The organism is Nitrospirillum guaranorum (genome assembly GCF_034653275.1).
Taxonomy (GTDB): domain Bacteria; phylum Pseudomonadota; class Alphaproteobacteria; order Azospirillales; family Azospirillaceae; genus Nitrospirillum.
Window position 1 is genome coordinate 1,093,330 of record NZ_JAYEES010000001.1, and the last position, 22,944, is coordinate 1,116,273.

At 67.2% G+C, this 22,944-nt stretch carries 20 protein-coding genes; 12 read left to right on the forward strand and 8 right to left on the reverse strand.

Going from position 1 to position 22,944, the window contains the following annotated elements; translation table 11 throughout:
• Window positions 1-42 precede the first annotated feature (42 nt).
• The gene (locus tag UAJ10_RS04395) at window positions 43-1,740 is read left to right on the forward strand and encodes a tyrosinase family protein (RefSeq protein WP_322914144.1); all 1,698 of its coding nucleotides are present in this window, start codon (window positions 43-45) and stop codon (window positions 1,738-1,740) included.
• 189 nt (window positions 1,741-1,929) lie between these two features.
• Window positions 1,930-3,309, forward strand: coding sequence for an ISNCY family transposase (locus tag UAJ10_RS04400; protein WP_416235340.1), 1,380 nt, complete (start codon window positions 1,930-1,932; stop codon window positions 3,307-3,309).
• A gap of 121 nt (window positions 3,310-3,430) precedes the next feature.
• Here the strand turns inward: UAJ10_RS04400 and UAJ10_RS04405 are convergent, their stop codons facing one another.
• Complete coding sequence (locus UAJ10_RS04405; protein WP_322914145.1) at window positions 3,431-4,411, reverse strand: zinc-binding dehydrogenase; 981 nt, start codon at window positions 4,409-4,411, stop codon at window positions 3,431-3,433.
• Window positions 4,412-4,503: 92 nt separating this feature from the next.
• Here UAJ10_RS04405 and UAJ10_RS04410 point away from each other — a divergent pair, with 92 nt between their 5' ends.
• Entirely contained in the window at window positions 4,504-5,409 is a 906-nt protein-coding gene (locus UAJ10_RS04410; protein ID WP_322914146.1) for a LysR family transcriptional regulator, read from the forward strand.
• A gap of 233 nt (window positions 5,410-5,642) precedes the next feature.
• Here UAJ10_RS04410 and UAJ10_RS04415 read toward each other — a convergent pair whose 3' ends face one another.
• The 3 genes from UAJ10_RS04415 to UAJ10_RS04425 form a co-directional block, all read right to left on the reverse strand.
• Complete coding sequence (locus UAJ10_RS04415) at window positions 5,643-7,001, reverse strand: S41 family peptidase (protein WP_322914147.1); 1,359 nt, start codon at window positions 6,999-7,001, stop codon at window positions 5,643-5,645.
• A 99-nt stretch (window positions 7,002-7,100) separates the two neighbouring features.
• Window positions 7,101-7,586, reverse strand: a complete 486-nt coding sequence (locus tag UAJ10_RS04420; RefSeq protein ID WP_322914148.1) for a TspO/MBR family protein — start codon at window positions 7,584-7,586, stop codon at window positions 7,101-7,103.
• Window positions 7,587-7,700: 114 nt separating this feature from the next.
• Complete coding sequence (locus UAJ10_RS04425) at window positions 7,701-8,774, reverse strand: DUF5700 domain-containing putative Zn-dependent protease (protein WP_322914149.1); 1,074 nt, start codon at window positions 8,772-8,774, stop codon at window positions 7,701-7,703.
• A 242-nt stretch (window positions 8,775-9,016) separates the two neighbouring features.
• On the opposite strand from UAJ10_RS04425, the gene UAJ10_RS04430 reads away from it, so the two are divergent.
• From UAJ10_RS04430 to UAJ10_RS04440, 3 genes are read left to right on the forward strand one after another with little or no spacing between them, the layout of a single operon-like run.
• On the forward strand, window positions 9,017-10,333 hold the full coding sequence (locus UAJ10_RS04430; protein WP_416235346.1) for an ethanolamine ammonia-lyase subunit EutB: 1,317 nt from the start codon (window positions 9,017-9,019) through the stop codon (window positions 10,331-10,333).
• A complete protein-coding gene (eutC, locus tag UAJ10_RS04435; protein ID WP_322914151.1) occupies window positions 10,333-11,118 on the forward strand; it encodes an ethanolamine ammonia-lyase subunit EutC in 786 nt (261 codons plus the stop codon). Before UAJ10_RS04430 ends, eutC begins: the two co-directional genes overlap by 1 nt.
• A gap of 14 nt (window positions 11,119-11,132) precedes the next feature.
• Window positions 11,133-12,008, forward strand: coding sequence for a carboxylesterase family protein (locus UAJ10_RS04440; protein ID WP_322914152.1), 876 nt, complete (start codon window positions 11,133-11,135; stop codon window positions 12,006-12,008).
• Between the two features lie 21 nt (window positions 12,009-12,029).
• Here the strand turns inward: UAJ10_RS04440 and UAJ10_RS04445 are convergent, their stop codons facing one another.
• Window positions 12,030-12,953 (reverse strand): LysR family transcriptional regulator, encoded by a 924-nt coding sequence (locus UAJ10_RS04445; RefSeq protein ID WP_322914153.1) that lies wholly within the window; start codon window positions 12,951-12,953, stop codon window positions 12,030-12,032.
• A 111-nt stretch (window positions 12,954-13,064) separates the two neighbouring features.
• Between UAJ10_RS04445 and UAJ10_RS04450 the strand changes: the two genes are divergently transcribed.
• Entirely contained in the window at window positions 13,065-13,697 is a 633-nt protein-coding gene (locus UAJ10_RS04450) for a DsbA family protein (RefSeq protein ID WP_322914154.1), read from the forward strand.
• A 167-nt stretch (window positions 13,698-13,864) separates the two neighbouring features.
• On the opposite strand, the gene UAJ10_RS04455 is transcribed toward UAJ10_RS04450, so the two are convergent.
• The gene (locus UAJ10_RS04455) at window positions 13,865-14,518 is read right to left on the reverse strand and encodes a TetR/AcrR family transcriptional regulator (RefSeq protein ID WP_322914155.1); all 654 of its coding nucleotides are present in this window, start codon (window positions 14,516-14,518) and stop codon (window positions 13,865-13,867) included.
• A 94-nt stretch (window positions 14,519-14,612) separates the two neighbouring features.
• Window positions 14,613-15,653: an LLM class flavin-dependent oxidoreductase gene (locus UAJ10_RS04460; protein WP_322914156.1), complete on the reverse strand. Its 1,041-nt coding sequence runs from the start codon at window positions 15,651-15,653 to the stop codon at window positions 14,613-14,615.
• Window positions 15,654-16,020: 367 nt separating this feature from the next.
• Between UAJ10_RS04460 and UAJ10_RS04465 the strand changes: the two genes are divergently transcribed.
• The 4 genes from UAJ10_RS04465 (at window position 16,021) to UAJ10_RS04480 (ending at window position 20,644) form a co-directional block, all read left to right on the forward strand.
• Window positions 16,021-16,206: a hypothetical protein gene (locus tag UAJ10_RS04465; RefSeq protein ID WP_322914157.1), complete on the forward strand. Its 186-nt coding sequence runs from the start codon at window positions 16,021-16,023 to the stop codon at window positions 16,204-16,206.
• Window positions 16,203-18,398 carry a TonB-dependent receptor gene (locus tag UAJ10_RS04470; RefSeq protein ID WP_322914498.1) on the forward strand — a complete coding sequence of 732 codons (2,196 nt, stop codon included), beginning with the start codon at window positions 16,203-16,205 and terminating at the stop codon, window positions 18,396-18,398. The genes UAJ10_RS04465 and UAJ10_RS04470 overlap by 4 nt, the downstream gene beginning before the upstream one ends.
• Window positions 18,399-18,407: 9 nt before the next feature.
• The gene (locus UAJ10_RS04475; protein ID WP_322914158.1) at window positions 18,408-19,700 is read left to right on the forward strand and encodes an MFS transporter; all 1,293 of its coding nucleotides are present in this window, start codon (window positions 18,408-18,410) and stop codon (window positions 19,698-19,700) included.
• A gap of 167 nt (window positions 19,701-19,867) precedes the next feature.
• Window positions 19,868-20,644: a cyclase family protein gene (locus UAJ10_RS04480; RefSeq protein WP_322914159.1), complete on the forward strand. Its 777-nt coding sequence runs from the start codon at window positions 19,868-19,870 to the stop codon at window positions 20,642-20,644.
• A gap of 42 nt (window positions 20,645-20,686) precedes the next feature.
• Here UAJ10_RS04480 and UAJ10_RS04485 read toward each other — a convergent pair whose 3' ends face one another.
• Complete coding sequence (locus tag UAJ10_RS04485; protein WP_322914160.1) at window positions 20,687-21,490, reverse strand: AraC family transcriptional regulator; 804 nt, start codon at window positions 21,488-21,490, stop codon at window positions 20,687-20,689.
• 184 nt (window positions 21,491-21,674) lie between these two features.
• On the opposite strand from UAJ10_RS04485, the gene UAJ10_RS04490 reads away from it, so the two are divergent.
• On the forward strand, window positions 21,675-22,940 hold the full coding sequence (locus UAJ10_RS04490) for an MFS transporter (RefSeq protein WP_322914161.1): 1,266 nt from the start codon (window positions 21,675-21,677) through the stop codon (window positions 22,938-22,940).
• The last annotated feature ends 4 nt before the right edge of the window (window positions 22,941-22,944 follow it).

Consider the following 22,944-nt stretch of genomic DNA (forward strand, 5'->3'; position numbering starts at 1 on the left):
CGAGATATGAGTCGCGCATCGATTTCACCCAGGGGTTGTGAAATGCGCATCACCACATCATCGCGTGCCGCCCGTCGTCTGATCGGCGCGGCGACCCTCGCCATCGCCACGGCATTCGCCGTCCCATCCCTATCCCATGCCGAGGCGAACGCGGAAGCGGCCAAGGCTCCGGCCAAAACCCCGGCCAAAACCCCGGACGGCATCCGCCTCAGCTGGCAGGACTTCGCCAAGGACCCGGCCAAGGTCGCCAGCCTGCGCAAGGCGGTGGCGGTCATGAAGGCGCGCAACAGCGCGGACCACGCCAGCGCCGAGTACCGCACCAGCTGGGAATATTGGGCCAACATGCATGGCTATTTCGGCCCGGACTCCCCCTTCGGCACGGTGGCCGACAACACGCAGGGCCTGCCCCAGCAATACCTGGTCTATTTCAAGGGTATTCAGGACACGACCCCGCCCGACCAGGTGGCCAAGGACGTCTGGGCGAATTGCCAGCACGGCACGCCCTGGTTCTTCGCCTGGCACCGCCTGTACCTGCTGTATTTCGAAAAGCAGCTGCAGGCGGCCGCGGGCGACCCGACCTTGCGCCTGCCGTATTGGGACTACAGCAACCCGGCCGAACTGGCCATGCCGGCGGCCTTCATCGACAAGACCTACGTCGACGGTTCGGGCAAGACCCAGCCGAACCCGCTGTATGAGGCCCGCCGCGCCCCCGGCTGGCTGACCGGCAAGGCCACGCTGAACGGCAACTCCACAAACATCAATTCCGCGCTGAAGCTGAAGCAGTTCACCGCCTACCAGAACTATATCGAGGGCAGGGTGCACGGTTATGTCCACTGCACCGTGGGCGTGACCTGCCCGGTGGTGGACATGGGCTCGGTGCCTTATTCCTCCAACGATCCGGTGTTCTGGTCGCATCACGCCAACATCGACCGGATGTGGAGTTGCTGGAGCAATATCAGCGGCCACCAGAACCCGGACACCGACGCCTTCCTGAACCAGCCGTATTCCTTCGTTGACACCAGCGGCAAGGAATTCACGGTCACCGTCCGCGACCTGTTCAACGGCACCATCGTCGACTACAAATATGAGCAGGAAACGAACTGCGCCCGCGGTGCCGGCGAGACGCTGGTGGCCAGTGCCGGTTCGACGGTCGCGCTGGCCGCCGCGACGGTGAAGGCCGGCGACCAGCCGCCCAACCCGTTGCCGCCCAGCGCGCCCGCCACCGAAAGCCTGCTTGCGGAGCCCCAACCGTTGAACGCGCCCTCCCAGCCGCTGGCGCTGACGCAGGCCAAGACCAAGGTGAAGATCACCATGCCCCAGGGCGGTGACAAGGCGCGGCTGCAGGCCTTCGCGCTGGCCCCAAGGAACGCGGCGGCGACCGAAACCCATTTGATCCTGGAGGGTATCAGCTACAAGGCGCACCCCGGCACCATGTTCGACGTGTTCCTGGAGAACAGCAAGGACCCCAAGAAGCGCGTGCAGGTGGGCACCATCAGCTTCTTCAGCCTGTCGGGCGCCGCGGCCGCCAAGCATGCCGAGCACCAGGCGCCCAAGACCGACGACTTCGACGTCACCGACGCCCTGCGCGAGGTCGCCGGCGGCAAGGCCAGCCTGTCCGACGTCACCGTCAGCTTCGAAGCCACCACCGGCCGTACGGGCACGGGCGAGAAGCCGACGATGAATGCCGACGCGGGCCTGACGATCCAGAAGATCAGCCTGATGGTGCAGCCGGCCCAGTGACCCTGAACCTTATAAGCTAAGGCGATTGGAGGGGATCACCGGAAACGGGGTCCCTTCCAATGGCATGATTTAATTTCCATAAGATAGATTATCGGTTTTCGCATTGTAGGCGCAAAGTTAAAATGTCAGACTTGTGCAAAGTAGAACTGTCAGTCTTCCGGTTGGCTGTGTCCGACGTGGGAGGCTGCGGTGGGCTGGGTCGTGATGAGCGAACGGGACGTTCGTCGGGTTGAGGTGCTGTCGGATGTTGTGGGTGGCCGTCTGACAGCTGGCTCAGCGGCAGCTGTTTTGGGCTTGAGCGAGCGTCAGGTATGGCGGTTGCTGAGCCGGTATCGATCGGGCGGAGGTGGTGCTCTTGTGCACCGGGCGCGGGGTCGGCCGTCGAACCGCACGTTGGGGTCTGGGCTGCGCGAGTTGGCGCTGGAGCTGGTGCGGCGGCACTATGCGGATTTCGGTCCGACGCTGGCGGCGGAGCAGTTGGCGGAGCGTCACGGCCTGGTTGTGTCGCGGGAGACGCTGCGGGGGTGGATGTCCGCGGCGGGGTTGTGGGTATCGCGGCATCAGCGGCGTCAGTTCCATCGCCCTCGCCTGCGCCGGGAGCGCTTGGGCGAACTGGTTCAGATCGACGGCAGCGAACATCGGTGGTTTGAGGACCGGGCTGGCCCGTGCAGCCTGCTGGTGTTCATCGACGATGCGACGGGCCGATTGATGGAACTGCGGTTTGCGGCGTCGGAGAGCGCGTTCAGCTACTTCGCGGCGCTGGAGGGATACGTGACGCGACATGGCCGGCCGGTGGCGTTTTACTCCGACAAGCACACGGTGTTCCGGGTGGCGAAGACGGAGGCGCGGACGGGGCAAGGGATGACGCAGTTCGGTCGGGCCTTGGCGGAGTTGGGGATCGAGATCCTGTGCGCGAACTCCAGTCAGGCGAAGGGGCGGGTTGAGCGGGTGAACCGGACGCTGCAGGACCGGCTGGTGAAGGAGTTGCGGCTGGCGGGGATCAGCGACATGGCGGCGGGGAACGCCTTTTTGCCCGGGTTCATGGAGCGGTTCAACGGGCGGTTTGCGGTGGCCCCTGCCCGGCCGGAGGATGTGCACCGTCCGCTGACGGTGTCGACGGAGCGGCTGCGGGACATTCTATGCTGGCGGGAGCGGCGGTATGTGGGGCGGCAGTTGACGCTGTCTTATGAGCGGCGGCGGGTGATGCTGGCGGAGACGGCGGTGACGCGGGGCCTGGTGGGGCAGTATGTGGACAGCTACGCCTTTGCGGACGGGCGGCTGGAGTTCCGCTGGCAGGGAGTGGCCCTGCCCTACACCGCGTTTGACAAGAACCAGCGGGTCAGCCACGCGGCGGTGGTTGAGAATAAGCGGCTGTCGGCGGTGTTGGCTGAGATCCGGGAGACGCAGGAGGCGATGCCGGCACCGAAGGTCCAGACCAACAGTGAGCGCGTTGGCTATGTCCAGACCGGGGGCAAAGCGGGGCGCAAGCGGGGTTTGCCGGGGCGCCCTGCGGGGGTGGGCCGGTCCGCTCCGCCGCTGGCTTCGCGGCCCGCCCCACCCCCGCACTGACAGTTCTACTTTGCAGGATACCCTGACACTTCTATCCGGTTGAAACACGCATATAGGTGGGGTGGACTCAAAAGTGAAGTGCGACATTCTTTTAATATCAGTTGGATGTTGTCCTCCATCTTTAAACTCGCAAGACCACCTTCCCGCCGGCCGCGTCCGTCTCCATCAGCCGATGCGCCGCCTGGATGTCGGCAAAACCAAATACACGGGCAGGCCTGGCCTGGTAGGCCCCTCGGGCGACATTGTCGGCGAAGTCCTGGAACGGAATCACTCCGAGCGGATACTCCGGGGTGCCGAAGGCGAACGCGCTGGCGAATGTGCTGAGATGGACGCCGCTCGGCATTTGGAAGACGGGATCAAACTTGTCCAACGGCGCGCCACCGCCAAGAAACCCAGCCAGGCAAACTCGACCACCCCGCCGGAGTGCTGCCAGAGAGTCGAGCACGCTCGTTGTGCCGATCAGATCCAGCACCGCATCCACGCCGGTCGGCGCGATGTCTCGCACCTCGGCAGCCAACTTGCTGGCGCCAATCAGGACATGCGCCGCACCAAGTCGGCACAGCATCTCGGCCCGTTCCGCCCGACGAGTAGTGGCGACCGTTCTGACTCCCAGACCATTCGCGATGTTCAGGGCCGCTTGACCCAGCGCGGAAGTCGCCCCTCGGATCACCAGCGTCTGGGCGGAAGCCAGTTGGAGATTCCCAACCAGACAGGTCCAGGCGGTGGCGTAGGATTCAGGAAGTGCTGCGAGTTCTTCCCAAGGCAGATCGGTGTTGATGGCAACAACGTTTTCGCGCGGCACGCTCACGAACTCAGCGTAGGAGCCGTTACGTGTACGTCCCATCCCGCCCATGAGAGCGACGACCTTTTGGCCGGGCGCAAAGCCACCCTCGGGATCAGTCTGAATGACACCGGCGCATTCGATGCCGCTGATCTCCGCCACTTCGCCCCAGGCGCCGCTCCGAAAATAAAGCTCCGCCCGGTTTAAGCCGAAGGCTTTGACCGCGATCAGAATTTCGCCTGATCGTGGCTCCGGTTTCGGGCGTTCGGCGAGACTGAGAACTTCGGGACCGCCGGGTCGGGTTATGACGATAGCACGCATGTGGGCCTCCTTCTTTCTTCCCAGGGGATCTACATGCGTTCGGCATAAAATTATTTTACAAAATTTCTTCCAACATTGTAGATTTTAGCCCCATGCATGGTTTGACGCTCGCCCAGCTCCGCTCGATCGACGCCGTTGTCTCGGAAGGATCACTGCAAGCCGCCGCGCTGCGGCTCGGCCGTACCCACCCTACCCTGCATACGGCCATCACCAACGTTGAGCGTCAGATTGGTTTTCCCCTGTTTGATCGAGCCGGATACCGCATGGTCCTTACGCCCGCTGGAGAGGCATTCCTGGCGCGCGCCAGACGCGTGCTCACGGAAATGGCGGACCTTCAGGTCTACGCGGCCCAGCTTGCCGCCGGCGAGGAAAGCGAGTTACGGGTCGTTATCGGCGATCTGTCGCCGCTTCCCGAAATGCTGCGGCTCCTGCGCGACTTCTTTGACGGACGTCCCGCCACCCGTTTGCACCTTCAGTTCGCCGCGATTTCCGGCCCTTGGGAACTGCTGTTGGAGGATCGTGCGGATCTGATCCTGCATCACGTCGATCAGAGCGATCCGCGCTTTGAAACGATCGACCTTCGCCGCGTTCGGTTGATCCCCGTCATCGCCCCGAATTTCCTGCCCTTTCCGGTGGAGGAGGCGTCGCCTGAACGAATGCGGGACTTGGTTCAGTGCGTCATTCGAGATAGCGCGGAGAATTTGCCCGCAAGAAACTACTACGTCATCGAAGGTGCGCGGACCTGCACGGTTAGTGATCAACTGATGAAGAAGGAAGTTATCTTGCAGGGTCTTGGCTGGGGCCACATGCCGGATTTCCTTGTCGATACCGAATTGCAGGAAGGCCGGTTGATCTCTCTGGCCAACGGTTATTTTCGCGGCGGCGTGATTGAGCTCGTCGCCGCGCGTCAGGCCGGACGCGTTCATGGGCCGGCAGCGTCGGCACTCTGGCGTCTGCTGCAGGCGACCGCAGCCTCGACATACAAGGGCAATCCGTGACGATAGTGCGGCTTTATCAAAGCGGCCCCTTCACGGCCATGGATTTCCAGAAGAACTACCTGGAGGCCACGTTCGGCTTCATGGGAAGTCACGACGTGCAATCTAATCGCCGCCGGCCCGCTGGAATCCGGGTCCGGCGGCGTGGTCCTGCTGCAGTGCCGGGACACTGCGCGCCGAGGATTTTCCCCCGCGACGGGCCGCCGATAACCAGGCCGCTGGGGCGATAGGGCACCCTACTCCCGCACGCACTCATAGGTGCTGTTGGAAATGGCAGTGATGTTGTCTACCGTCACCGGCACGCTGCTGCGATAGCCAGCGGGGCACACGGCCATGATGCGCCAGCCGCCGCGCGGCGTGGCCCTGGTGGCCAGGGTCTGGCCGCTGTCCAGCGTGTCCAGGCGCAGCGTGTTCGGGTTGGTGCTGCGGCGCTGTTCCAGGGTGATGGGCTGGGGACAGACATTCGTCATGAGGCGTACACCGGAGTCGTCCGGATCGGGCTCGGTATGGCGGCAGCGCTCCACCTGGGGCAGCGTCGCCTGCCCCAGGTCCCAGGGCGCGGCTGCCGCGTCCAGCGGGGGACGCTGATCGGGCGGCAGCGTGGTCGTCAGGGCGAAGTCCGGGTTCTGGCGCGCTGTGGGCCAGTCGGCGCGGATCAGGTCGTAGGCGGCGGCCTTTTCCTGGCCGGGCTCCGTCACCACGTCGGGCCGCACCCCCACCCCTTCCCAGCCGTCACCGCCATCCGCAGCCCGCAGCAGCTTGGTGGGCAGGAACAGCGACAGGCCGCCGGGCAGGTCCTCCAGATGGCCGGCGATGCCGGCGCCCGCCGTCGTCTGCCCAACGATGGTGGCCCGGCCGGCCCGCTGCAGACCGAAGGCGAAACCTTCCGCCGCCGAGCCGGTATGGGCATCGACCAGGATGTAGAGCTTGGCATCGGCCAGGCGGCGGCCGGGGACGTAGCCGTAGGTCCACTCCTGCTCCTCACGGCCGGGGTCACGATGCACCCCCCGGACCAACAGGCGCTCCTGCCCCACGGGGAAGAAGTACGTCGCCAGGAACACCCCGATCTCGCCATTGCCACCGCCGTTCCCGCGCACGTCGATGATGACGTAGTGCGACCGGGCGGCCAGGGCCATGGCGGCGGCGGCGCTGGCGAAGCCGGCCTCATTGGCGGTCCAAGGCCCGGGTGAGCGGATGGTCGTGACCGGCAGGTCGGGGTCGACGGTGACGGCGGCGATTCCGTGGTAGGGCCCGGCCACCTCCTCCACGCCCGGGCCGCCGCCAGGCGCGGCGTCGCACCGAACGGCCAGGTGCAGGTCGGCATGCTCGGCCCGCAAGTCCTCGGTCAGCCTCTTGGCCAGCGGGCACGCCGCCTGGCCGTCGTAGCGCCCGGCCTTCAACTCTCGCGCCAGCACCTTCCCGTACCGCACGGAAATATCAGGCAAAGGATAGTGGTCGCGCAGCAGGCGGCTGATGGCCGCCACCGTATCCGCCACCTGCCCGTGGTCGAGCGGCGCGGGCCCGGCATCGGCGGCCCGCGCCCCCGTGCTGATCAGCAGGCAGGCACCGGCAAGAAGCGTCAGGGCGCGTGGCATGGGGCGTCAGGCTGTCCAGGATGAGGAAACGCCCCCATCCTATTGATCGCCCACGTCTCGTCACCCCTCATGCGCGTGCGGGAGAATTTGTCGCACATCTCAGTTCAGGAAATAGATCCCCGCGTTCAGCGCCGAGGCGAAGGCGACCCAGGCGGCATAGGGCAGGAATAGCAGGGCGGCGGTACGGTCGCCACGCCAGGCCGTGGCGATGAAGGCCAGAATGGTGATCAGCAGCAACAGGACGACCGCCAGCGCCAGGCCCGTCAGGTGGGCGGCGAAGAAGATGGGCGACCAACAGAAGTTCAGCAGCATCTGGATCCACCACAGCCGCATGGGCCGGCTGTCCCTGTCCCGCCGCCATACCAGCCACCCGGCGATGGCGACCAGCACATAAAGGATGGTCCAGGCGGGCGCGAACACCCAATTGGGCGGCGTGAAGCCAGGCTTGGCCAAGTGCAAATACCACTGGCCCGGCACCGTCAGGTAGCCGATGGCCAATCCTATGCCCAGGACCAGGACGACGAAGAGGATGAGGGCCCGGGAAACCGACGATGGCGCCGGCGGTTCATCCTCATGGGTCGTCATTGGCGCACTCCTTGAACGGTGTCTACCAAGGCATTGGTACACAATAACTTCGCGACTGTCGCGCCCGTTCCATAGGCCCGTTTGGTGCGCCCCGTTCGATGCCCGGTTGGCCGGTCAACCGCCTTGCAGCCGCTTCAGCAGATCCGGCGACCAGGTGGCCAGCCGGGCGCCCCGGGCGTTGGCCTCCCGCGCCACCTGGTTATAGAGCTCCAGCAGCTTGCGCGGGTCCAGCAGGCAATCGTCGAAGGCCGCGCGGCCGAAGCGCTTTTCCACCAGCACGGCCATCTCATAGCCCACGGTGTACCAGGCCCCCTGGGCATCGCCCCAGAACGGGGCCGCGCGCTTCATGATGTCCGCGTCCTGGATCAATTTGTCGTCCAGGATGTCCAGCAGCAGCTGTTGGATGGCGTCGAGGTCGGTGGCGAAGCGCTGCATGTCGCCGTCCCAGCGGGCGCGGACCGGGGCGTCGTCCTCCCAATGGGGATGCCGGTCGGCGCCGGCGGCCGCCAGCATGGCCTCCCCCTCCCCGAAGGCGCTGAGCCAGGTCACGGCTCGCTTCACGTTGGCGGGCAGCCCCGCCTGCACTTCTTCCTGCCGCGCCGCCAGGCTTTCCAGGCCGATGTGGTGGCATTCGTGGGCCACCGTGTTCTCGAACTGGTCGCGCGATTGCCGGTTGACGGCCAGGAAGATGGCCGGGCCGCCGTCCTCACCCGCCGTCGCCGTGGCGGGCTTTTTCCAGACGAAGCTGTTGCGCTGCGGCTTGATTTCCGGAAACACCTGGGCGTGGATGCTGGCGCCCGGCGGCAGCCAGGCCAGGACCCCGGCGCCCAGCCGCGCCATGTCCGCCTGTTTCATGGCGGTCAAGGCCGATGCCCAATCCGACCGCTGCGCCGCCGCCTCTGGCGACAACAGGAAGCGCTGGAAGTCCTCATCGGAAAGGGGGCGGCCCATGGCCGCCTCCCGGGCCTTCAGCCACTGATAGGGCCGCGTCGCGAACAGTCGGTTCCAATCCGCCGCCGTGACCGGCTCACGGGCCGTACTCTTGTCCAGGATGCGCAGGGCCTCGTCCGCCTCCGACGTGTCGAGCGCCAGCGACACCGGAGCCTGGGCCATACCGGCCTGGGCCCAGGCCGGCACAGCCAGGAAAAGCCACGCCCCCACGACAGCGGAATACTTCGATCCGTTCATGCCCGCGCCTCCCGTCAGTCACTCCGCCAAAATACCAGGGCACAGGTCCGGCGCCGTAGGCCGCTTGGCCGTGCCAGGCTGGGGCCACTCGCCGCGCGGGCACCTTCTCCACGCCCCCATTCGATGTCATGATCGGCCCCGCCATGATGCCTGTCAGGGGAGATGTGGGCTTGGTTGGACGCGCGCCGTACCGCATCGCCTTGGGCGCCCGAACCTGGACATTCGCCGATCTCAAGGATCTGATGGCCAAGGCGACGCCGCCCCGATCGGGCGACCGGCTGGCCGGCATCGCCGCCCAGTCGGCCGAGGAAAACGTGGCGGCCAAGATGTGCCTGGCCGATCTGCCGCTGAAGACCTTCCTGACCGAGGCGCTGGTGCCCTATGAGGCGGATGAGGTCACCCGCCTGATCCTGGACCGGCACGACGCCGCCGCCTTCGCCCCGGTGTCGCACCTGACGGTCGGCGGGTTCCGCGATTACCTGCTGTCGGACCAGGCGACGGCGGAGACGTTGGCCGCCCTCGCCCCCGGCCTGACGCCGGAGATGGCGGCGGCGGTGTCCAAGATCATGCGCAACCAGGATCTGATCCTGGCGGCGCGCAAGTGCCGCGTCGTCACCCGGTTCCGCAACACCATCGGCCTGCCCGGCACGCTGGCCGTGCGGTTGCAGCCCAACCACCCGGCGGACGACCCCGGCGGCGTGGCGGCCAGCATCCTGGATGGGCTGCTCTATGGTTGCGGCGACGCCGTCATCGGCCTGAACCCGGTGTCGGACAGCCTGTCGGTGCTGGGCGACCTGGCACGCCTGATCGACGGCATCATCCAGCGCTTCGCCATCCCCACCCAGGCCTGCATCCTGACCCACGTCACCACCAGCATCGAGCTGATGAACCGCGGCGTGCCGCTGGACCTGGTATTCCAGTCCGTGGCGGGCACCCAGGCGGCCAACCAGGGCTTCGGCGTCAGCCTGGCCCTGCTGCGCGAGGGGATGGAGGCCGCCCAGGCGCTGAAGCGCGGCACGGTGGGCGACAACGCCCTCTATTTCGAAACAGGCCAGGGCAGCGCCCTGTCCGCCAACGCCCACCACGGCGTGGACCAGCAGACGCTGGAGGCGCGAGCCTACGCCGTGACGCGGGAGTTCCGGCCCCTGCTGGTCAACACGGTCGTCGGTTTCATCGGGCCGGAATACCTTTACGACGGCAAGCAGATCATTCGCGCGGGGCTGGAGGACCATTTTTGCGGCAAGCTGCTGGGCCTGCCGCTGGGGTGCGACGTCTGCTACACCAACCATGCCGAGGCCGACCAGGACGACATGGACACGCTGCTGACCCTGCTGGCCACCGCCGGCGTCTCCTATGTCATGGGTGTCCCGGGGGCGGACGACGTCATGCTGAACTACCAGTCGACCTCTTTCCATGACGCCCTTTATATCCGCCGCCTGTTGGGCCTGAAGCGCGCGCCGGAATTCGAGGCCTGGCTGGCCACCATGGGCATCACCGGCGCCGACGGCCGGCCCCTGCCCCAGCCACCCAGCCAGCCCTTGCTGCGGGGATGGCGCTGATGGACAAGCCGACGGTCACGCCCGACGCCTGGGCGCACCTGGCCGCCGCCACGCCGGCGCGCATCGCCCTGGGCCGTGCGGGCGACAGCCTGCCGACGGCGGAGGTGCTGCGCTTCGCCCTGGCCCACGCCAAGGCGCGGGATGCCGTGCACACGCCCTTCGATGCCGCCGGACTGATGGTACAGCTGGCGGCCCTGGGGTTGGCCCCGCTGGCGGCGCATAGCGCTGCGCCCGACCGCGCCACCCACCTCAATCGCCCGGATCTGGGGCGCCTGCTGGATCCGGCCAGTCGGGAAGCGCTGCCGGAACCGCCCATGACCAGGCCGGACCTGGCGATCGTCATCGCTGACGGGCTGTCGGCGACGGCGGTGCACCGCCAGGCCCTGCCCCTGCTGGCCGCCTTCCTGCCCTGGGTCCAGCGGGAGGGGTGGCGCCTGGCACCGGTGGTGGTGGCGTCCCAGGCGCGGGTGGCCCTGGGCGATGCGGTGGGGCAAGCGCTGGGCGCCCGCACCGTGGCCATGCTGATCGGGGAACGGCCGGGCCTGTCCGCCCCCGACAGCCTGGGCGTCTATCTGACCCTGAACCCCGCCCCCGGGCGCCTGGATGCGGAGCGCAACTGCCTGTCCAACATCCGCGACGGCGGCCTGTCCCACGACCTGGCGGCCTTCAAGCTGGCTTGGCTGCTGCGCCAGGCGCTGCGCCGCCAGGTGACGGGCGTGGCGCTGAAGGATGAGAGCGACCGCTTGCTGGTCGATGGCCGCGCCCCCATGTTGCTGGCGGACTGACGGAGAGGACGGCCGTGCTGCGGACAGGTTTGGTGGCGTTGTCGATGATGGCGCTGGTTTCAAGGGCCCAGGCGGAACCCGGCCGCATCGAGGAACGAACCCTGCCCTACGCGCCCCTGGCGGACGACCTGAAGGCGGTGGACCAGGTTATCAAGGCGCCGCTGAGCGACGATTTCTTGGCCAAGAGTTTCACCGCCCCCGACGGCCGCACGGTGCCATACCGCCTGCTGGCGCCGGCCACGGTGGCGGCCCAGCCCATGGCAGCCAAGCTGCCGCTGGTGGTGGTGCTGCACGGTTCCGGCAGCATCGGCCAGGACAACACGGGGCAGATGACCGGCTTCGCCAAGGCCTGGGCCCTGCCCGACCTGCGGCAGCGCTTCCCGGCCTATGTGGTGGTGCCCCAGGTGGATGCGCGCAGCGCCGACTACGCCCCCGGCGGCGACGGGTTGCTGGCGTCCCACCCCGGTCCCTCCCTGCCCGCCGTGCTGGCCCTGGTGGATGATCTGGTGGGCCATCTGCCGGTGGATACGGCCCGGATCTACGTCGTGGGCTTCTCCATGGGGGCCTCGGCGGCGCTGGACGCGCTGGTGGTCAAGCCCGGGCGCTTCGCCGCGGCGGTCGCCTTCTCATCCGTGCCGCCGGACCGGGCGCGGGCCCCCGGGGTGGCGGCCGTCCCCACCCTGCAGGTGCATGGCGACCAGGACACCGAGAACCCCTACGCCCCCGACCATGCCTGGGCGGAAGCGGTAGCCGCCGCCGGCGGCGCGCCTGTCTTCGTGCGTTATCAAGGGATGGAGCACCGGGTGCCGCCGGACATGATCCTGGCGCCCGGCTGGCGGGAATGGATGTTCGCCCAGCGGCTCACGCCGGCCGTACCGCCGCGTCCTTGACCGGGCGGCCGTGCTGTTCGGTCAGGGCGCTGTCGACCTACCGGGCGCGATCGGCGGCCGCTTCACGTCCGCTTCCAGCATGGCGACAAAGGCCGTTACTTTGGGCGGACGAAACCGGGCGGCGGGATAGACCGCGTGAATGCCGCCCGATGGCAGGGACCAGTCGGGCAGAACCTGAACGAGCGCGCCGCTCCGCAACGGGTCGGCAACCAGGAAATCCGGCAGCACTGACAGGCCGCCCCCGGCGAGCGTCGCGGCAAGGACGGCCGGCGTCGCGTTGATGGTCATCGACAGACGCATACGGATGGTGCGGCGGTCGAAGTCGCCGCGCGAGAAATGCCAGACCAGCGGTTCGCGCAAGGCGCCATTGGCGATGAATGGCTGCTGGTCAAGATCGTCGGGGACATCAGCGGAAAGCGTGCGGGCGACGTCGGGCGCGGCAACGAGCAACTGCCGGAATGTGCCGATCCGGCGTGCCTGCTGGCTTGAATCGTCGAGCCAGCCGACCCGGATCGAGACATCGATGTGATGGGCGATCAAGTCGATCTTGGCGTCCGACAGGACGAGGTCGGCTGTGCAGGCCGGGTAGGTCCGGCAGAACTTTGCCACCAACGGCGCAATGGTCGATGTGCCGAGGTCATTCGGCGCGGCGATCCGCAATGTCCCGGCGGGGCTCGCCGTGACCTCGGCGACTTCGCCGAAGGCATCCTCGGCTTCGCGCAGGATGATGACAGCCCGGGCATGCAGCAAGCGGCCGGCTTCGGTCGGCTCCACCCGACGGGTGGTCCTAAGGAGAAGGCTCGTTCGTAGGTCCGCCTCCAGCCGGGCCACCTGCTGGCTGACGACCGTCTTGGTGATGCCAAGACGCTCTGCGGCGCGCGTGAACGAGCCCGCGTCGACCACGGCGACGAAATAGGCAAGCCGATTGAGATTGATCGCCTCCATGCCGCCAAGACCCAGTGTGAGTTAATAGCACACAGTGTGTATAATTAGTCGCTATATTCAGCACAATCCCAATCGCTTATCCCTATCTCCGGACAACACGGGGAACTGGATATGCGGATTACCTACCTGTTCGACCCGCTCTGCGGCTGGTGCTACGGCGCTGGTCCGGCGCTTGAGAAACTGTCGTACCTCGACGATGTGACGCTCGATCTGGCACCGACCGGCCTATTCGCGGGCGAGGCTTCGCGGCCGATGGACAGGCACTTCGCCGCCTACGCCTGGCAGAACGACCAGCGCATCGCCCGCCTGACCGGCCAGCCCTTTTCCGATGCCTATCGAGAGCATGTGCTCGGTGCAGCTGGGGGCCTGTTCGACTCCGCCCCGGCCACACTCGGCCTGGTCGCCGTCGGCCTCACCGAGCCGGCGCGCGAACTCGACGTGTTGAAGATCCTGCAGCGCGCCCGCTATCAGGATGGCCGCAACAACTCCAACCTCGGCGTCGTCACCGAGACCCTCGCCGGCGCCGGCTTCACCCAAGCGGCGCAACGGGTGCAGGAGCCAGATGAAAAGCTGCTCTCGGCCTATCGGAACCGGGTGTCGGCGGCGCGTGCCGAGATGGCGCGCTTCGGTGCCGAGGGCGTCCCCGCCTTGATCGTCGATGGCAATGCCGGCCGACGCTTGGTGCGCACCAACGCGCTGTTCGGCGCCTTCGACCTGTTGGTCCAGCAGTTGCGCGCCGCCTGACACTTCCACGATCCGCTCGCGACGAGACCGGGCGCACCCCGGCACCTATAAGGCGACAGGCAAGTCGATGCGGGCCGCCTTATCGCATCTCCTGACGACAGTGGGGCGCCGCCAACAAGGGCCGATGTAATTAATGAGGCGCCCGGCTAGCGGGAATGGCTGCTCGATCAGCGTTCACGCGGCCGTACCGCCGCGTCCTTGACCGGGCGGCCGTAGCGGGCCAGCAGGGTCAGCACCGCCTCACCGATCACCCGGGCCACTTCGGCGTCATCCACCACCAGGTCGGCGGCCAGGAAGGTGGGCCAGAAGATCAGGTCGTTGATCATGCCCAGGAACTGGCGCGCCGCCAGGGGCACGTCGGCGATGGCCATGGTGCCGGCCGCGATCTCGGACCGCAGGTAGGCGTGCAGGCGGTCGAGATAGGGCGCCTTGCCCCGCTGGAACAGGGCTTGCCCCAATTCGGGGAAGCGCGGCGCCTCCGCGATGATGACGCGGAACAAGGGGCCGGTATGGGGCTGGCGCAGCTTGCCGGCATAATCGTGGCCGATGGCGGTCAGCCCGGCGGCGGGGTTGCCGGCCGGCGGCAGCGGGCGCTGCAGCTCCGGATCAACCTCCCACAGCTGCTCCATGATGCCTTCGAACAAGGCGGCCTTGGTGGGGAAGTGCTTGAACAGGGTGCCGGTGGAAATGCCGGCCTCCTTGGCCACATGGGCCAGGGTGGTGCGGTCGTAGCCGTGGGACAGGAAGGCCCGGCCGGCGGCGGCCAGGGCTGCGGCGCGCTTTTCAGACTTCACACGCTCCCGGTACTTCTCAACAGGCATGGCCGACACATCCCCAATTCCAGCCGCGACGGCCTGTATACCGGCCGTTGCGGCTGGGGTTAAGGGTACAGATGTTCCCTTTCAAGGAACCCTTTTAAAGGGGGGCATGGTCCAAATGTGGCAGGACGTGGCGGGCGAACAGGTCACATTCCCGCGCATGCGGATAGCCTGACAGGATGAAGGCCTCGATCCCCACGGCCTGATAGGCCCGCAGTTTGGCCAGCACCTGGTCCGGGTCGCCAACGATGGCGGCGCCGCAACCGGAACGGGCGCGGCCGATGCCGGTCCACAGGTTCTCCTCGACGTAGCCGTCGTTGTCCGAGGCCTCGCGCAGGCCCGCCTGCCGGCTGACACCCAGCGAGGCGCTGTCCAGCGATTGTTTGCGGATGCGTTCCCCCTCCGCCGCGTCCAGGTGGGACAGCAGGCGGTCGGCCGCCACCCGCGCCTCCGCCTCCGTTTCGCGCACGACCACATGGACGCGGTAGCCGAAGCGCAGCGTGCGGCCGTGGCGGGCGGCGCGGGCCGACAGGTCGTCAACGATGGCCTTCACCTCGCCCAGGCGGTCCGGCCACATCAGGTAGACGTCCGCCCCCTTGGCCGCGGCCTCGCGCGCGTCATCCGACAGGCCGCCGAAATAGAACAGCGGCGCCTTGCCGCTGACGGGCCGCACGCGCGGCGGCTCCACGGCGACCTGATAGAATTCGCCCTTGAAGTCCACCGCCTCGCCATTCAACAGGCTGCGCAACAGGGCCATCAGTTCCGTCGTGCGGGTGTAGCGGGCGGCGCTGGGCAGCGTCTCGCCGGGCATGTCGCTGGAAATGATGTTGATGCTGAGCCGCCCCTGCAGCATCTGGTCCAGCGTCGCCAATTGGCGAGCCAACTGCGGCGGCCACATCTCACCGCAGCGGATGGCCACCAGCAGCTTCAGGCGGCGCAGCAGCGGCGCCATGGCGGCCGCGAAGGCGGTGGTGTCGATGCCCAGGCTGTAGCCAGACGGCAGAAGGATGTTATCGTACCCGCCCTTCTCCGCCGTCAGTACGATGTTCCGACAATGCTCGAAACTGGAAAGCAGGGCCGGATCGCGCACTCCCAGGAATTCGTAGTCGTCGTCGCAGAGGGCGGAAAACCAGCTCACCTCACAATGGGGAGCGGCTGACAACGACGTCTGGGAGGACGGGGATGTGGTGTTCGACATGGGGGCTCAGGCCTTTCCATCTGACGGGCATGTCCGGAAACGAAATAGTTAAGTATCTGAATATCAAGCGGAAACTTGATGTGGACGGGCCGGCGGGCCAATGTCCAGGCGCGCCCACTGTCCACCCCGCAGGCGCGGCTTTCAACTAATTTTTTGTGGGGAATGTTGCGCGTGCATACGCCAATTGTCCAAATTGGCGACGAAGTTCATTGACCGACCTAAATTGTCTGGCAAATATGCTCGTGAAAAATCACTAATAAACACATCATTAGATGTTAATTAATGCCATGGAAGGGAAGTTCGAGGGATGAAGACCATCAACGGGGCCACCATCGGACAGTCAGGTAAAGCACGTTTGTCATACCGCCTGCTGGCCACCGCCGCCCTGGCGCTGTCCCTGGCGGGCGCGGCCCACGCGGCGGAGGCCACGTCCACAGACGACGACGCGCTGACCGAGATCATCGTGACGGCGCAGAAGCGGGGGAAAACCTGACCTCCGTTCCCGTCGCGATGTCGGTGGTGACGGGCGACGCCCTGGCCCATGCCGGCGTCAGCACCTCGGAATCCCTGCCCAACCTGGTGCCGGGCGTGACCTTCCGCAAAGGCACCACCAACAAGAACTCCGCCCTCAACATCCGCGGCATCGGCACCCTGTCGTTCAGCTCGGGCGCCGAGCCCAGCGTGTCCACCGTGGTGGACGGCGTGGTCTACGCCCGCTCCGGCATGGCGGTGACCGACTTGCTGGACATCGACCGGGTGGAGGTGCTGCGCGGGCCCCAGGGCACGCTGTTCGGCAAGAACGCCTCGGCCGGCGTCATCAACATCGTGACGGCGGATCCCAAGGCCAGATTCGGCGGCTATGCCGAGGCGTCCGGCGCCGACAATGGCGAGGTGCGGCTGCGCAGCAGCATCTCCACCCCCATCAGCAGCGACCTGGTGGCCCAGCTGGCGGCCTTCTACGGCCATGCCGACGGCAATGGCCGCAACGTCCACAACGGCCACGACATCAACGGCTATGACCACAAGGGCGCCCGGGCCAAGCTGCAGTGGACGCCCACCGACGCGGTCAAGGTGACCTTCATCGGCGACTATGCCGAGGCGGACGACAATTGCTGCGCCGAATCCATCCAGATCATTTCCAACAGCGCCGCCAACGTGCGCGGCCTGATCCCGGCCTTGTCGCCCGTGTATCCGTCGGCCACCAACAAGGACATCAACAACGACGTTGATCCCCGCACCAAGGATCGCAACTTCGGCGCTTCCGTCCAGGTGGACTGGGCGCTGCCGGCGGGCACCGTCACCTCCATTTCCGCCTGGCGCGGCTGGCACAATGTGGAAACGCGGGATGGCGACTTCACCGCCAGCTACCCGGCCTACGTGGCATCGTCCGTGCCCGGCGGCAGCACCAGCCTGTCCGACCACGGCTACGTCGACCTGAACCAGTATTCGCAGGAACTGCGTTACGCCTCCGACCTGGGTGGCCGCTTCGATTATGTCGGCGGGTTCTTCTTCTTCCACACCGACACCAAGGAACGCTTCACCCGCTCGGACGTCACCTGCACCGCCTCCACCCTGGCGGCGCTGGGCAATGGCAACATCCCCTGCGCGTCCGGCAGTTCCACCTACGGCCGCGCCTCCGGCACGGCGGTGGACAGCGTGACCACCAACAACGAGGCGCTGTTCGGCCAGGGCACCTATCACATCACCGATGATTTCCGCCTGACCTTCGGCGGCCGCCTGACGCATGACGAGCTGGACTACACCTTCCAGCGCGTGGCCACGGCCACGGGGTTCGCCGGCATCGGCGCCAGCTTCGCCAGCGCCAACAACTACAGCCGCAACGACGCCTCGGCCAAGGCGGGCGTGCAGTACGACCTGGCCCCCAACACCATGGCCTACTTCACCTATTCCCAGGGCTACAAGGGGCCAGCCTACAACATCTTCTTCAACATGGCGGCCAACAACACCGGCCGCCTGTCGCCGGAAACCTCCAACGCCTATGAGGCGGGGCTGAAGACCTCCGCCCTGGACAACAAGGTGGTGGCCAGCCTGGCGCTGTTCCGCGACGACATCGACGGCTTCCAGACCAACAGCTTCACCAACATCAACGGTGCCGTGGTCAGCACCCTGGTCAACGCCGGCACGGTACGCACGCAGGGCGTGGAGCTCGATTTCCTGACGCGGCCCCTGCCCGGCATGACCTTGAACGGCGGCGCGTCCTACACCGATGCCACCATCGTGCGGTTCGCCTGCCCCATCGGCGCACCGGCCACCTGCTCCTACCCCAATGGCAAGGTCCTGCCCTATGCCCCCAAGTGGAAGCTGACGGCGGACGCGGCCTATAAGCTGCCCCTGCCGGACAGCGTGCCCGTGGGCATCACCATCGACACCAGCTATTCCTGGCGGTCGGACCAGCAGATGGACATCGGCGAATCCCCGGCCACCATCCAGAAGGCCTATGGGATCTGGAATTTGGGTGTGGATTTCGCCGCCCCCGAGGATCGCTTCGTCGTCCGCCTGTACGCCCAGAACCTGCTGAACCAGTTCTATACGGTCTCCAAGGTGCCGGACAGCGCCACCAGCGTGGTCAACGGCGTGGCCGTGCCCTCCACCACCTATGTCCGCCTGGGCGTGCCGCGCGATGCCCAGCGCATCCTGGGCCTGGGTATCCGAACGAAGTTCTGAGGCATGGGCATGACGACGCAGACCGACACCGGCCCGGCCGCTTCGACCGGAGTCTCCGCGGAGATCCCCGCCGCGGCGGCCCGCCGCCCCTTGGGCTGGGCGCCCTGGCTGGTGCTGGCCTGCGTCTTCGCCGCCACGGCCCTGAACTACGCCGACCGGCAAAGCATGGCTCTGCTGAAGCCCTTGATCGACGCCGATCTGGGCTGGGCGCCGGAGGACTACGGCCTGGTCATGACCGCGTTCCAGGCCGCCGGCATGCTGGCCTTGGTCGGGGCCGGCTGGTTCATCGACAAGGTGGGCCTGCGCTGGGGCTATCCCCTGGCGGTGGCGGCGTGGAGCCTGGCGGCCATGGCCCACGCCGGCGCCCGCACCACCGGGCAGTTCCTGGCCTGCCGCCTGGCCCTGGGCGTGGCGGAGGCCGCCAACACCCCGGCGGCGGCCAAGGCGGTGGCGCGCTGGTTCCCGGCCGATCGCCGCTCCATCGCCATCGGCCTGATGAACGCCGCCCCCAACGTGGGCGCGGTGCTGACGCCCCTGGCCCTGCCCTGGCTGGCGCTGGAATGGGGCTGGCACGTCACCTTCATCATCACCGGGGCCGCCGGCGTGGTCTGGCTGGGGGCGTGGTTCCTGCTGCCGTCGCGGCCGACGGCCCAGGCTGTCCCGTCGGTGGCAGCGGAGGGGCAGCCGGCCTGGCCGTGGCGGCGCCTGCTGACCGACCGCCACTGCTGGGCGGTGGCGGGCGCCAAGTTCCTGACCGACCCGGTCTGGTGGTTCATGCTGCTGTGGATGCCGGATTTCTTCCATCAGCGCTTCGACCTCGACATGCGCCACATCGGGGCGCCGGTGGCCACCGTTTACGCCCTGGCCACTGTGGGCGCGCTGCTGGGCGGCATCGTGCCGGCGCGCCTGCTCGCGGCGGGCGTGTCGCCCAGCCGGGCGCGCTGGATACCCATGGCGGCCTCCGCCGTGCTGGTCCTACCCCTGCCGCTGGCGCTCTGGGCGGACAGCCCCTGGCCGGCGGTGCTGCTGGTGGGCCTGGTGTTGGCGGCGCACCAGGGGTTCTCCACCAACGTTTTCGCCCTGGCGGCCGATGCCTTCCCCGTCCGCATGGTGGGCACGGCCATCGGCGTCGGCGCCTTCTGCGGCAACCTGGGCGGCGTGCTGATCCTGCAGGCCACCAGTCGGCTGTCGGCCCGCGGCGGCTATCACCCGCTGTTCATCTATTGCGCGGTGGCCTACGGCCTGGCCCTCCTGCTGGTGCGGACCCTGATCCCGCGCGTGCGGGTGGCGGAGGGGGGATGACCTATCCGCCCTATCGATGATGACGCATGGGTTTTATCGATTTTCCTTTTACCCCCGCCCGCCGGTCTAATGCGGCCCGAAGACGGGAGGATTAGAAACGCCAGCGCACCCTGGGACAACCAGGGCGGTCCCGTCATCCGCATTGGTCAAGGACAGGAACCGGCAGCATGGCCCGCACCTTCATCGACATCTCCGTCACCCTCGACAATGACGTGGTGGCCGACCCGCCCTTCATGCGTCCGCACATCGAGTACCAGACGCACAAGGACACGCTGCATGAGCTGACGGTGTTCTTCCCCGAACTGGACCCCAATGACATGCCGGACGCGGAGTTCGCGGCGGCCGAGACCGTGCGCCTGTCCACCCACAACGGCACCCATCTGGACGCGCCCTGGCACTATGCCAGCACCATGAACAAGGGGGAGCGGGCGATCACCATCGATGAGGTGCCGCTGGAATGGTGCTTCAACCCCGGGGTCAAGCTGGACTTCCGCCACCTGCCCGACGGCCACGTCGTCAGCGCCGCCGAGGTGGAGGCCGAGTTGGCCCGCGTCGGCCATATCCTGCGGCCCCTGGACATCGTACTGGTCAACACCCGGGCCGGATCCCGCTATGGCCATGGCGACTTCCTGGGCGCCGGTTGCGGCATGGGGCGGGAGGCGACGCTGTACCTGACGGAACGCGGCGTTCGCGTCACCGGCACCGACGCGTGGAGCTGGGACGCCCCCTTCCCCCACACCGCCAAGAAGTTCGCCGAGACTAAGGACGTCGGCCTGATCTGGGAGGGGCATAAAGCCGGCCGCGACATCGGCTATTGCCACCTGGAGAAGCTCCATAACCTTGAGGCCCTGCCCGCCACCGGCTTCACCGTCAGCTGCTTCCCCGCCAAGATCAAGGGGGCCTCGGCCGGCTGGACACGGGCGGTGGCCATCATCGACGCGTGAAACTTGCTTGCCGTGATTGCGCCCCTGCCCCCAATTCGCGCTTCATGAGCTGAGGTAGCGGCTGGGCGGCACGCCCAGCAGGCGCTTGAACATGCTGGTGAAGGCGGCGGGGCTGTCATAGCCCAAATCGAGCGCCACCGTGGTCACCGGCTCCCCCGCCGCCAGCCGGGGCAAGGCCGCGAACAGACAGGCCTGCTGGCGCCAAACGGCGAAGCTGAGGCCGGTTTCGCGCCGGAACTGACGGGTGAAGGCCCGGCGGCTCATGCCCAGATCACTGGCCCAGCCGTCAATGGTGGCGTGCGGGTCGGGATCGGTCACGAAGGCGCGGCAGCGGGCCGCCAGCCGCGTGTCGGTGGGCAGCGGCATGGACAACGGCAGCACGGGCAGCGACGCCAGCTCATGCAGCAGCAGGGCCATGATCATTCCCCCGCGGCTGTCCGCAGGCGCGTCGCCCACCGGCAGATCCACCGCCTCCATCAACAGGGCGTGCGCTAGGGGGGTGACGCCCACCACCTGGCAGCGTTCGCCCCCAGGGTCCAGCGTGTCGGGACCGCGCGCCGCCGGCAGCACGGCCGGATCGATGTACAGGCTGCGCATGGCGGCCGGGCCCACCACCACCGCCACCTCATGGACCACGCCGGCCGGGATCCACACGGCCCGCTCCGCCGGGACCATCCACGACCCTTGTGCGGTCGCCACCGTCATGACGCCCCGGATGCCGTAGAGCAGCTGGCAGCGCCGATGATGGTGGGGCGGCAGCACATGCCCAGGCGGATAATCGTTGCCCAGCGCGAAGACCGGCTGCGGCGCCGTCTCGTAAACCTGGGAACGGACATTGCGGACCATGGACGTGTCTCTCCCTGCTGGCCCAGTCCCGCAATAGTTTGGCCTAAAGACGAAAGCAGGCCGCCAGCACGCGCGCTAGCTTGTCCATCGGCCGCCGGAATGCAAGATCTCTTGCAAGGGGGGCCGGTTGGGAAACCGGAAGGTCGCGGCGTCACGCGGCCCCAATGCGGCGGGAGTGTCACCGGTGAGTCAGGCTGAAAGCGTGGGTGCGGCGGCACCATCCCCCATGGGGCAAACGGCCATGGGTGAGATCGGGGCCAAGGCCGGCGGCACCGTGTTCTCGGTGCTGGGGGCCATCAGCTTCTGCCATTTGTTGAACGATATGATGCAGTCCATGCTGCCGGCGATATACCCCATCCTGAAGGGCAGCTTCGACCTCAGCTTCAGCCAGGTGGGCCTGGTGACCCTGGTCTACCAGATCACCGCCTCGCTGCTACAGCCCTTGATCGGCCTCTACACCGACGCCAAGCCCAAGCCCTATTCCCTGTCCATCGGCATGGGCTTCACCCTGGTGGGCCTGGTGCTGCTGGCCACGGCGCCCAGCTTCCCGCTGGTGCTGGCGGCGGCGGCCCTGGTGGGCACGGGCTCGTCCGTCTTCCACCCGGAATCCTCGCGCGTGGCGCGCATGGCCTCGGGCGGGCGCCATGGGCTGGCCCAGTCGCTGTTCCAGGTGGGCGGCAACGCCGGTTCGGCCCTGGGGCCCCTGCTGGCCGCCTTCATCATCGTGCCGCACGGCCGGGGCAGCATCGCCTGGTTCTCCCTGGCGGCGCTTCTGGGCATGATCGTCCTAGCCAACATCGGCCTGTGGTACAAGCGTAACGCCAAGCCCAAGGCGGCCAAGACGGTGAAGGAGGATCTGACCGGCCTGACGCCGCGCCAGGTCAGCCTGGCCTTCGTCATCCTGCTGGTGCTGATCTTTTCCAAGTATGTCTACCTGGCCAGCATCACCAGCTACTTCACCTTCTATCTCATCCAGACCTTCGGCCTGTCGGTGAAGGCGGCGCAGTTGCACCTGTTCATCTTCCTGGGCGCCGCGGCGGTCGGCACCATCGCCGGCGGCCCCATCGGTGACCGCTTCGGGCGCAAGCACGTCATCTGGTGGTCCATCCTGGGCGTGCTGCCCTTCACCCTGGCCCTGCCTTACGCCAACCTGTTTTGGACCAGCGTGCTGAGCGGCGTCATCGGCGTCTGCCTGGCCTCCGCCTTTCCGGCCATCGTCGTCTATGCCCAGGAGTTGATGCCGGGCAAGGTCGGCACCGTGGCCGGCCTGTTCTTCGGCCTGGCCTTCGGCGTGGCGGGCGTGGCGGCGGCGGCCCTGGGCTGGCTGGCGGACCTGACCAGCATCACCACCGTCTACAAAGTCTGCGCCTACCTGCCGGCCCTGGGCATCCTGACGGTGTTCCTGCCGGACATCGAAAGCGCGATGCGGCGAGGGCGCCGGGCGGGGTGAGGAA